A 10,565-nucleotide genomic window follows, 5' to 3' on the forward strand; every position below is an offset into this window, starting at 1 on the left:
GGGCCCGGGAGAAAAGGCGGCAACTGCCATGATCCGCTGGAACGCCGACCAGAAGGCCCTGCGCGAGGGCCTGGCCCGCTTCGGCGAGGACCTGAGCGCCGGCCACATCGAAGGCGACGAGCAGGCCGCCTTCTCCCACGACAAATGGCGCCTGGTCCAGAAGACCGGCATCCTCTCCCTGCCCTTCGAGGAACGCTACGGCGGCCTGGACCAGTCCCTGCTCACCACCATGTACGCCCTGGAAGGCCTGGGCGAGCACTGCCGCGACGGCGGCCTCAACTTCTCCGTCACCACCTCCATGGCCTCCACCGGCGTCCCCCTGCAGGCCTTCGGCTCACCCGCCCTCAAGGAGACGTTCCTGCCGCGCATCGCCTCCGGCGAGGCCATCGGCGCCCACGCCATCACCGAGAGCGAGTCCGGCTCCGACGCCATGCAGATGCGCACCCGCGCCGTCCGCGAGGGCGACACCTTCGTCCTCACCGGCGCCAAGACCTTCGTCTCCAACGGCCCCGTCGCCGACCACATCGTCGTCTACGCCCGCACCCACCCCCAGGGCGGGGCGCTGGGCGTCACCGCCTTCCTCCTGGACCGCGCCATGCCCGGCCTGACCACCGGCAACCCCATCAAGAAGATGGGCCTGCGCACCTCACCGATCAGCGAACTCTTCCTCGACCAGGTCCGCGTCCCCGCCACCCGCGTCCTGGGCCGCGTCGGCGGCGGCTTCCTCGTCCTGGACCACGTCATGAAACGCGAGATCCTCTACTCCTTCATCGTCAACACCGGCGAGATGCAGCACCGCCTGGCCCGCTGCCTGGACTACGCCAAGACCCGGATGTCCTTCGGCAAACCCATCGGCTCCTACCAGTCGGTCGCCAACAAGATCGTCGACACCAAGATCCGCCTGGAGACCGCCCGCAAGTGGCTCTACGACACCGCCCAGCGCCTGGAAGCCGGCGAGAACGTCACCGTCGACATGGCCATCGCCAAACTCCTCACCAGCGAATCCAACCTCGCCACCTCGCTGGCCGCCGTCCAGGTCTTCGGCGGCAACGGCTACATGGCCGAGTACGGCCTGGAGAAGGACGTGCGCAACGCGGTCGCCGGCACCATCTACTCCGGCAGCAACGAGATCCAGTACAACCGCATCGCCGCCATGCTCGGACTGGGCAAATGAGCACCCCGCTGCTCACCCGCTCCGCGCTGGGCCACCTCAAGGTCTGCGGCGCCCGCACCCGCGCCGACCTCGACCTGCTCGCCGCCACCGGCCCCACCCTGGTGGGCCTGTGGCACGGCATCCCCGGCGGCCCCGCCGACCTGCCCCCCGAGCGCCTGGCCGACCTCGCCGCCACCGCCATCCGCCTGGGCCTGGAACCCGTCCTGGTCACCTTCCTCGACGACCCCGACCACCTCGCCCGCCTGGCCCGCGCCACCGGCATCCGCTGGATCCAGCTGCACGCCTACCAGAGCCCCGCCCTCGTCGCCCGCCTGCGCGCACAACTGCCGTACGCCGTCCTGGTCAAGGTCCTCCACCTGGCCCGCGGCCGCTGCCTGGAACGCGCCTTCACCCCCGCCTTCGAACGCGCCGGATGCGACCTGTTCCTCCTGGACACCGTCACCGACGACGGCCGCGTCGGCTCCACCGGCACCCCCCTGGACCCCGACGACGTCCACGCCCTGCTGCCGCGCCTGACCATCCCCTTCCTCCTCGCCGGCGGCCTGAACACCGCCAACCGCGACACCTACCGCACCGTCACCGACCACCCCCTGTACGCCGGCGCCGACATCGACACCGCCGCCCGCGACCGCACCGGGCGCTTCACCCACGACGCCGTCACCGCCCTGGCCCGCGCCTGGCACCCCCGCCCCCAGGAGACCCCGGCATGACCTTCATCGAATCCCTGCTGGCCGCCCGGCGCCCCCTGGTCATGGAGGTCAAACTCCGCGACCCCCACGGCAGCGACCTGCTGGGCCCGCGCACCGTCACCGACCTCGTCACCCGCTACCAGCAGGCCGGCGCCCCCTGCCTGTCCGTGGTCACCGGCCGCTGGTTCGGCGGCACCCCCCGCCTGCTGCGCGAGGTCACCGCCGCCACCTGTCTGCCCGTCCTGCAGAAGGACTTCCTCACCCGCCCCGCCCAGCTGGAGGCCGCCCACGCCCAGGGCGCCTCCGCCGTCCTGCTCACCGCCGCCCTGCTGCCCGCCACCTCCCTGGCCCGCCTGGTCACCTGCGCCCTGGCGCTCGGCCTCACCCCGTTCGTGGAGATCACCTCCGAACGCGAACTCGACCACCTGCCCGCCGTCGCCGACTGCGTCATAGCCGTCAACAACAAGGACATCCGCACCCGCGAACGCGACCCGGGCGACCTCACCCGCAGCCTGCGCCTGCTGCCCGCCGTCCGGGCCGCGGGCTGCCGCGCCCCCGTCTCCGCCTCCGCCATCACCGACCCGGCCCAGGGCGCCCGCCTGCTCGACGCCGGCTACGCCGGCCTGCTGGTGGGCACCGCCCTGATGCGCACCGGCGACCTCCAGGGCTGGCTCACCGCCCTGGACGACGCCCGCACGGGGGTGGCCGCGTGAACGCCGCCGTCCCCGGCTCCCCGACGGGGGCCGGCGCGTGAACCCGGCCCTGCGCACCCGCTCCCTGGTCCTGGACGCCGCCGGCGTCCCCGTCTCCGCGCTGGTCGCCGAACCCGAGCACCGCACCCCCAAGGCCGTCATCCTCGCCGTCCACGGCCGCGGCATGCGCGCCGCCTACTTCGCCGGCCCCGCCCACCCCGACACCAGCCTGCTCACCCTGGCCGCCGACCTCGGCTACAGCGTCCTGGCCCTGGACCGCCCCGGCCACGGCGCCTCCGCCCACCGCCTGCCCCAGGGCCAGCTGATCGCCGACCAGGCCGCCACCCTGCACGCCGCCCTCACCGACTACGCCCGCGCCCACCCCGTCGGCGCCGGCGTCCAGCTCCTCGCCCACTCCTTCGGCGGCAAGATCGCCCTCCACCTCGCCGCCCACTGGCCCGACGACCCGGCCCTGCCCCTGCTCGGCGCCGACATCTCCGGCCTCGCCCAGCACTACGCCCCCGGCGCCTGGGAGCGCCCCGACGACCTCGCCGGCGGCGGCCGCCTCAACTGGGGACCCCTCCACCTCTACCCGCCCGGCACCTTCCACGCCGCCCGCACCCTGCTCACCCCCGTCCCCGCCCTCGAATCCCGCGAACTGGCCACCTGGCCGCGCCGGTTCACCACCCTGGCCGCCCGCGTGCGGGTGCCCGTACGCCTCACCCTCGCCGACCACGAGGCCTGGTGGCGCCTGGACGGCGCCCACCGCGCCGCCCTGACCGCCGCCTTCGCCCCCGGCCTGGCCCGCCTGGTCACCGCCCACGGCGCCGGCCACAACCTCTCGCTGGGCCACGCCGCCCGCCCCTACCACCTGCGCGCCCTGGCCTTCACCGACGACTGCCTCACCCGCCCCCGCCCCACCGCCGCCGCTGCCGCCCCCGCCGCTGCCGCCGACGTGCCGGCCGGGCCGGTGCTGGCCGCCGTCTGACGGCGCCCCCTTGCCCCGGGCGGGGCTCCTGCCGTATCCAGGGACGGCGCCAGCGGCCCCGCCCCCGGACGAAGGAAGACCGTGCCATGCGCGTGCAACGCTCCCGCGAGCCGGGCGAGCCGTCCCGTCCCGACGCCCGCCCCCGCCCCGCCGCCCCCGCGCGCCCCGCACCCGGCGCGCCGCTGACCGAACTCCAGCACCGCATCGGCAACGCCGCCGTCGGCCGCCTCCTGCGGCCCGCCCGCCCCGGGCCCGCCGGTCCCGGGCCCGTCGGCCCGCCCGTCCAGCGGTCGCTGACCTTCGTCGTCGGCCCCGAGACCGAGGACAACCCCCACACCCTGAGCGACTCCGCCGCCGAGACCGTCGCCCGCAACCAGCGCCTCGACGCCGCCGCGAAGCAGCACGGCCCCCACGACCACTACACGCAGGACGACCTCGACGGCGGCCGCCACCGCAGACCCGGACCCACCGAGGACCTCTACTTCATCGCCCACGGCGACGACCCCCACGGCCGCGCACCCAGGTTCGGCGACCGCCAGGCCCCCGCCCTGGCCCGCGACCTCAAGAAGATCCTCGCCGCCTTCTCCCAGGGCGACCAGTACCGCGGCAACGTCCACCTGCTGGGCTGCCACACCGCCACCCGCCGCTACGGCCCCGTCGAATCCGGCGAATCCGGCGAGGAGGCCCTCACCGGCGGCTCCTTCCTGGACACCCTCCTGGACCACCTCAAGAAGCAGAACTGGGCCAAGGAGAAGATCGCCCCCGAGGTCCAGTTCATCGGCTACCCCGGCACCCTCCAGGACTCGCCCGCCAGCAACAGCGCCGGCTCCGTCGCCATCGACAGCCCCTTCGAGATCGAGGAGTTCCTGCGCGGCCACGACGGCGCCGTCGAACGCGGCAAGGGCGCCCCCTACCTGCCCGCGACGGCCGAGGACGCCGAGATCAGGACCCGCTGGCGCGCGAAGTACCCCTACAAGGTCCGGCCCAGGAAGGGCTAGGCACCCCCGGGCCCCGGGCCCCGGCCGCGCTCAGCCCAGCCCGGCGGCCAGCCCCGCGGTCAGCAGCGCGAGCCCGGCGTCGAACGGGGCGCCGGGGCCGCCCGCGCCCCGCCCGGCCTGCTGGGCCTGTTCGGCCTGCCACTGCAGCAGGTTGGGGTAGCGCCCCGGGTCGAACCCCGGCCCGCTCCCGCCGTCCCCGGCCCCGGCGGCCTGCTCCTGGAGCACGAAGCCGATCACGTAACTGGTCACCGCGTGCCCCAGCACCGCCGCCTGCGCCAGCGCCAGGCCCTCGGCGCGCATCAGCGCCAGCCCCTCCTCCACCGCCCCCAGCGTCGCCGCCCCCGGCGCCAGGTACCCCGACACCAGCCGCGCCCCGTCCCGGCGCCCCAGCAGCGCCGCCCGCAGCCGGTGCGCGAACGCCTCCGTCCGCGCGGCCCACCCCGCCTGCCCGCCGGGCACCGGCGCGGCGGCGAACGCCGGCGCGACCACGGCGTCGGCCATCGCGCCCAGCAGCTCCCGCTTGCTGCGCACGTGCCAGTACAGCGCCCCGGGGGCCACCCCCAGGCGCTCGGTCAGGGCCCGGGTCGTCAGCCGGTCCAGCCCCACCTCGTCCAGCAGGTCCAGCGCGGCGGCGACGACGTCATCACGGTGCAGTGCCATGGGACTTGAGCTTAGCTCAGGTCCCGTGCCTATGATCGACCCGAGCGTTGCTCAAGTCGGCGGCAGCCGGCCGCCGCAGGACGGGAAGAACAGGGGACGGGGACCATGGGTGCGTACCTGGACGTGAACGGACTGGACACCTGGTGCGAGAGCCGGGGCGAGGGCGACCCGGTCGTGCTGCTCCACGGGGGAGGGGTGACCGCGGACAGCTGGTTCGCCCAGATCCCCGCCCTGGCCGCGCACTTCCGCGTCCACGCCCCCGAACGCCGCGGCCACGGCCGCACCCGCGACGTCGAGGGCCCCGTCACCTCCGGCCTGCTCGCCGCCGACACCGTCGCCCTGATCGAGACCCTCGCCGCCGGCCCGGTCCACCTCGTCGGCTGGAGCGCCGGCGCCACCGTCGCCCTGCGCACGGCGCTCGCCCGCCCCGACCTGGTGCGCCGCCTGGTCCTGATCGGCGGCGGCGTCAGCCGCGACGGCGCCACCCCCGAGGACCTCGCCGTCCTGGAGGACACCGCCCGCCTGGAGGCGATGCTCCGCCCCCAGTACGAGCCGCTGTCCCCGGACGGGCCCGGCCACTTCCCGGTCGTCTTCGCCAAGTGGCTCACCATGTGGCGCGAGGAGCCCGACATCGGCCTGCCCGCCCTCGCCGCCCTGCCGATGCCGGTGCTGGTCATGCAGGGCGACGACGACGGCGTGCGCATCTGCCACAGCGCCGCCATGGCGGGCACCGCCCCTGACGGCCGGCTCGCCGTGGTGCCCGGCACCTCCCACACCGCCCCGCTGGAGAAGCCCGACCTGGTCAACCGGATCCTGCTCGACTTCCTCACCGAGACCGGCCCCGCACCCCGCCACCTGCCCCTGGGCGCCCTCGCCCAGGCAGCCCGCGAACACGCCTGACGCCCCGCCCGGGGCGGAAGCCGGCCGGTCCGACCTCCCGTGCGTCCCGGGGGTGTTCCGGCGGTCGGTGCCGGGGGCGCCGGTGAGGTGGTCGGCAGCCGGAGGTGGATGGACAGGGTGCCTGTCATGGCGTGCCGCGCCAGTCGAAGTGCCTTCCGTGGCGGGGGAGTCGGGGCGTGTTGTTGCGGGGGTTTCCTGCCGGTGGTGCCTGTGGGGCGTGGTCGGCGGTGGAGTGGGAAGTCGGCCGGTCCGACTTCCTGTGCGTCCCGGGGGTGTTCCGGCGGTCGGTGCCGGGGGTGCCGGTGAGGTGGTCGGCAGTCGGAGGTGGGTGAACGGGGTGCCTGTCGTGGCGTGCCGCACCGGTCGAAGTGCCTTCTGTGGCGGGGGAGTCGGGGCGTGTTGTTGCGGGGTTTCCTGCCGGTGGTGCCCGTGGGGCGTGGTCGGCGGAGGAGCGGGAGGTCGGCCGGTCCGACTTCCCGTGCGTCCCGGGGGTGTTCCGGCGGTCGGTGCCGGGGCGCCCCCGAGGTGGCCGACAGCCGGAGGTGGATGGACAGGGTGCCTGTCATGGCGTGCCGCACCGGTCGAAGTGCCGTCTGCAGTGGGGGAGGCGGGGCGTGTCGGTGCCGCCCGTCCGGGCCCGGGCCCGGACAGGCGAGGGGGAGTGCCGTTGTAGGGAGTCGGCCGGTCCGACTTCCTGTGCGTTCCGGGGGTGTTCTGGTGGGCGGTGCCGGGGTGCCGCCGAGGTGGCCGGCGGGGTGGTCCGGGCCCGGGGCGTGGTCGGCCGCGACAGTGGCCGGTAGCCGGAGGTGGATGGACAGGGTGCCTGTCGTGGCGTGCCGTGCCGGTCGAAGTGCCTTCTGTGGCGGGGGAGTCGGGGTGTGTTGTTGCGGGGGTTTCCTGCCGGTGGTGTCTGCGGGGCGTGGCCGGTGGTGGAGTGGGGAGTCGGCCGGTCCGACTTCCTGTGCGTCCTGGGGGTGTTCTGGTGGGTGGTGCCGGGGGCGCCGGTGAGATGGTCCGGGCCCGGGCGGGCGAGGGGCGTGCCGTCGTGGGGGTCGCCGGCGGTGGAGTGGGAGGTCGGCCGGTCCGACTTCCTGTGCGTCCCGGGGGTGTTCTAGTGGTCGGTGTCGAGGGTGCCGCCGAGGTAGCCGACGAGGTGGTCCGGGTGGAGGACGAGGTCGGCGGCGACGGCGGCGGGCAGCAGGAGGTGGATGAACAGGGCGCCCGTCATGGCGCACCGTGCCAGCCGAAGTGCCGTCTGCAGCGGGGGAGTCGGGGCGTGGCGGTGCCGCCCGTCCAGGCGGGCTCCGACGAGCCCCAGGCCCAGGCCCAGGCCCGCGCCGACCGAGGCCAGGCCTGCGAGGACGCCCGCGGCCCTGCCGTCGTAGCGCAGGTGGGACAGCAGCCACCCGTCGAACGCGAGGGTGAGGCCGGCGAAGAGCAGGGCGTGGGCGAGGTCGCTGTCCGCGGCCCGCGCCGCCCGCCGGATCCACCGCATACCGCCAAGGGTGACGGATGGTCGGGCGGATCCGGAAGGCCCCTGCGGGGACCGGGCGGCGGGGCGCGATCCGCGGGCGGACGGGCCCGGGGGGCCGGGGAGTTCCGCGATCTCCCGCGGGCCCGTTCGGCCGCCCGCTCGCCCGGCGGTGCGGCAGGCTAGAACGTGGTCCAGTCGTTGTCGTCCGGGGTGCCGAGGGTGCGGATGTGCTCGCCGTCGGCGTCGTCGAAGGTGTCCGTGGCGATCTTGAAGGTGCCGTTCGGCCCGATGCCGTACAGCACGACCTGGTCGTTGCTGATGCCGCTCAGCGTCAGGTAGGTGCAGCCGCCGCGCGGGACCTCGTGCGTTGCGGAGTTGCGCTTGGGGAACGCCGCGAACGACGAGTAGTTGCCGTTCGAGCACAGGATGAAGTTGGGCTGCTGACCCTGCTGCGCCCCGCCGGAGCTGTCGGAGGCGTGGGCGGCGGTGGTGCCGGTGAGGCCGAGCAGGCCGGTGGCGGCGAGCAGCAGACCGGCGGAGCGGACGGCGCGGGTCCTGGTGCGCATGGGGTTCCTCCAAGCGTCATCGGGGACGCACGCTGCGTCCCGATCCGCTCAACGGGCTTGCCGTTCAAGGAGGTTCAGGCCCATCCGGCGGCTCTTCCGGAAGCTCCCCGTCCGTAACGGGAAGTGCGCAGGTCCGGTCCCCTGTACGGGAGTTCGGGCGGCATCGAAGGAACGTCCGGGCCGGGGCGGCAGGTTGGGGGTCGACGTACCCCGCCCGCGCCCGGCCCGTACCCTCAGGCGCCCGCGGGCGGGGCTGGGGAGGAGCGCTGGACGCTCAGGGCGCCGCTGGTGGCGGGCGGGTCGGGCTGCCCGTCGTCGCGCTGGCCGCAGGAGCGGGCCAGGAACAGGCCCAGGCCCGCCGCCACGGCCGCCACCGCCAGGACCGCGGCCAGCACCCGCCCCCCGCCGCGCCGGCCGCCGCCCGCCGGAACCGGACCCGCCGCCCCCGGTGCGGGGGGCCACCGGCGCGCCAGCTCCCGGCCCAGGCCGGTGTCGATCCCCAGCAGCTCCCCGACCGCCGCCACCGCCTCCCGCCGCGCCCCCTCCTCGCCCGGCGCGGCCCCCAGGCGCCGCAGCGCCCGCCGCCAGCGCGGCAGCCGCTCCAGCCGCTCCCGTACGCGGCCCAGCAGCGGCCCGAACGCCGCCTGCTCCGCCCCCGCGGCCCCCGACGCCTGCTGCGCCAGCGCCGCCACCACCGCCTCGACGAGTCCGGAAACGTCCCCCTCGGACATCCAAATCCCCTTCGCCCTCACCGAGTTGGACCCGACCCCTACCCGCTGCGCCCGCCGCCCGCACCCCGCCGGCCGGATTGCCCCCTCGACAGATACCTCTCACTGAGAGCTAAAATCGGAGGTATGACGACGGGAACCGCACGAGCCCCCGTACGACCGGGCCAGACACCCGACGGCGCACTCGCCGACGAGCTCTCCGCCCTGCTCACCGGCATCCAGCGGATGCTGCGCCGCCGCCTGCGCCGCAGCCTGGAACAGCCGCGCCTGCGCGGCGCCCAGGTGGAACTGCTGCGCCTGGTGACGGACACCCCCGGCCTGCGGGTCTCCGCGGCCGCCGAGGAACTGTGCCTGGCCGGCAACTCGGTCTCCACCCTGGTCAACCAGCTGGTCGCCCAGGACCTGCTGCGCCGCGAGGTGGACCCGGGGGACCGGCGGGCGGCGCTGCTGTACGCGACGCCGGCGGCCGAGCAGCGGATCGGGCAGTGGCGCCGGCGCCGCCGGGAGCTGATGGGCGAGCTGGTCGCGGACCTGCCCGAGCCGCAGCGGGCGGCGCTGGCCGCGGCCCTGCCCGCGCTCCAGCTCCTCGCCGAAGGCCTGCGCACCCTGCCCGAGGAAAGCACCCTGCCCGAGGAACGCTCCCTGCCCGAGGAGGCGTGATGCACCCCGACGACCCCCACGGCCCCGACGGCCGCAGCGGACCCGACGGCCCGGGCGGCCCCGACGGACCGGAGGCCGTGGTGTGCCGGGGGCTGGAGTACACCTTCGCCCACGGCCGCGGCAAGGCCACCCGGGCGGTGGACGGCATCGACCTGACGGTGCGCACCGGCGAGGTGTTCGGCCTGCTGGGCCCCAACGGCGCGGGCAAGACCACCACGATCCGCGCGATCACCACCCTGTTGCCGGTGGGCGCCGCCATGGTGCGCGTCTTCGGCCACGACGCCGCCCGCCGCCCGATGGAGGTGCGCCGCCTGCTCGGCTACGTGCCCCAGCAGCTGTCCGCCGACGGCGGGCTGACCGGGCGCGAGAACGTGGCCCTGTTCGCCCGGGTCTTCGACGTCTCGCGCGCCGAGCGCGGGCGCCGGGTCGCCCAGGCGCTGGCCGCCGTCGACCTGACCGACGCCGCCGACCGGATGGCCGCCACCTACTCCGGCGGCATGGTGCGCCGCCTGGAGCTGGCCCAGGCCCTGGTCAGCGCCCCGCGCCTGCTGGTGCTGGACGAGCCGACGATCGGCCTGGACCCGATCGCCCGCACCGGGGTGTGGGAGCGGGTGGACGCGGTGCGCCGGGCCACCGGCATGACCGTGCTGGTCACCACCCACTACATGGACGAGGCCGAGCGCCACTGCGACCGCATCGCCCTGATGGACCGCGGCCGCATCCGCGCGCTGGGCACCCCCGCCGAACTCAAGGACCGGGTGCGGCGGGAGAGCGGGGACGAGGACCCGACCCTGGACGACGTGTTCCGCCACTTCGCCGGCCGCGACCTGGCCGACGCCACGGAAGGAGACTTCGGCGATGTCCGCCGTACCCGCCGCACGGCCAACCGCGTCGGCTGAACCCCCGATATCCGCGCCCGCGCTGGACCTGCTGCTGGTGCCCCCGATCGCCCGCACCGGGGTGTGGGAGCGGGTGGACGCGGTGCGCCGGGCCACCGGCATGACCGTGCTGGTCACCACCCACTACATGGACGAGG

Annotated in this window: 12 protein-coding genes; 8 read left to right on the plus strand and 4 right to left on the minus strand. The window is 75.5% G+C overall.

Annotation, left to right across the window (positions count from 1 at the left end; all coding sequences use genetic code 11):
* The first annotated feature begins 28 nt into the window (after positions 1-28).
* The 5 genes from ACIP4P_RS37590 to ACIP4P_RS37610 all read left to right on the plus strand — a co-directional run bounded on the left by ACIP4P_RS37590 (position 29) and on the right by ACIP4P_RS37610 (position 4,541).
* Positions 29-1,174: an acyl-CoA dehydrogenase family protein gene (locus ACIP4P_RS37590; protein ID WP_350517462.1), complete on the plus strand. Its 1,146-nt coding sequence runs from the start codon at positions 29-31 to the stop codon at positions 1,172-1,174.
* Complete coding sequence (locus ACIP4P_RS37595) at positions 1,171-1,884, plus strand: N-(5'-phosphoribosyl)anthranilate isomerase (protein ID WP_400926661.1); 714 nt, start codon at positions 1,171-1,173, stop codon at positions 1,882-1,884. Before ACIP4P_RS37590 ends, ACIP4P_RS37595 begins: the two co-directional genes overlap by 4 nt.
* Positions 1,881-2,576 (plus strand): indole-3-glycerol-phosphate synthase, encoded by a 696-nt coding sequence (locus ACIP4P_RS37600; protein ID WP_400926664.1) that lies wholly within the window; start codon positions 1,881-1,883, stop codon positions 2,574-2,576. The genes ACIP4P_RS37595 and ACIP4P_RS37600 overlap by 4 nt, the downstream gene beginning before the upstream one ends.
* A gap of 37 nt (positions 2,577-2,613) precedes the next feature.
* Positions 2,614-3,543, plus strand: coding sequence for an alpha/beta hydrolase (locus tag ACIP4P_RS37605; protein WP_400926667.1), 930 nt, complete (start codon positions 2,614-2,616; stop codon positions 3,541-3,543).
* Between the two features lie 86 nt (positions 3,544-3,629).
* A complete protein-coding gene (locus tag ACIP4P_RS37610; RefSeq protein WP_400926670.1) occupies positions 3,630-4,541 on the plus strand; it encodes a hypothetical protein in 912 nt (303 codons plus the stop codon).
* 30 nt (positions 4,542-4,571) lie between these two features.
* On the opposite strand, the gene ACIP4P_RS37615 is transcribed toward ACIP4P_RS37610, so the two are convergent.
* On the minus strand, positions 4,572-5,201 hold the full coding sequence (locus tag ACIP4P_RS37615) for a TetR/AcrR family transcriptional regulator C-terminal domain-containing protein (protein WP_400926673.1): 630 nt from the start codon (positions 5,199-5,201) through the stop codon (positions 4,572-4,574).
* A gap of 105 nt (positions 5,202-5,306) precedes the next feature.
* Between ACIP4P_RS37615 and ACIP4P_RS37620 the strand changes: the two genes are divergently transcribed.
* Positions 5,307-6,101 carry an alpha/beta fold hydrolase gene (locus ACIP4P_RS37620; RefSeq protein ID WP_400926676.1) on the plus strand — a complete coding sequence of 265 codons (795 nt, stop codon included), beginning with the start codon at positions 5,307-5,309 and terminating at the stop codon, positions 6,099-6,101.
* A 1,111-nt stretch (positions 6,102-7,212) separates the two neighbouring features.
* On the opposite strand, the gene ACIP4P_RS37625 is transcribed toward ACIP4P_RS37620, so the two are convergent.
* The 3 genes from ACIP4P_RS37625 to ACIP4P_RS37635 form a co-directional block, all read right to left on the minus strand.
* A complete protein-coding gene (locus tag ACIP4P_RS37625) occupies positions 7,213-7,596 on the minus strand; it encodes a hypothetical protein (protein ID WP_400926679.1) in 384 nt (127 codons plus the stop codon).
* A 158-nt stretch (positions 7,597-7,754) separates the two neighbouring features.
* Positions 7,755-8,141, minus strand: coding sequence for a hypothetical protein (locus ACIP4P_RS37630; protein ID WP_400926682.1), 387 nt, complete (start codon positions 8,139-8,141; stop codon positions 7,755-7,757).
* Positions 8,142-8,374: 233 nt separating this feature from the next.
* Entirely contained in the window at positions 8,375-8,872 is a 498-nt protein-coding gene (locus ACIP4P_RS37635) for a hypothetical protein (protein ID WP_400926685.1), read from the minus strand.
* 123 nt (positions 8,873-8,995) lie between these two features.
* Between ACIP4P_RS37635 and ACIP4P_RS37640 the strand changes: the two genes are divergently transcribed.
* Both ACIP4P_RS37640 and ACIP4P_RS37645 read left to right on the plus strand, forming a co-directional pair.
* Positions 8,996-9,529, plus strand: a complete 534-nt coding sequence (locus ACIP4P_RS37640) for a MarR family winged helix-turn-helix transcriptional regulator (protein WP_400926688.1) — start codon at positions 8,996-8,998, stop codon at positions 9,527-9,529.
* Complete coding sequence (locus ACIP4P_RS37645; protein ID WP_400926691.1) at positions 9,529-10,428, plus strand: ATP-binding cassette domain-containing protein; 900 nt, start codon at positions 9,529-9,531, stop codon at positions 10,426-10,428. The genes ACIP4P_RS37640 and ACIP4P_RS37645 overlap by 1 nt, the downstream gene beginning before the upstream one ends.
* Positions 10,429-10,565: the final 137 nt, after the last annotated feature.

This window comes from Kitasatospora sp. NPDC089509, assembly GCF_044749365.1.
Classification (GTDB): domain Bacteria; phylum Actinomycetota; class Actinomycetes; order Streptomycetales; family Streptomycetaceae; genus Kitasatospora.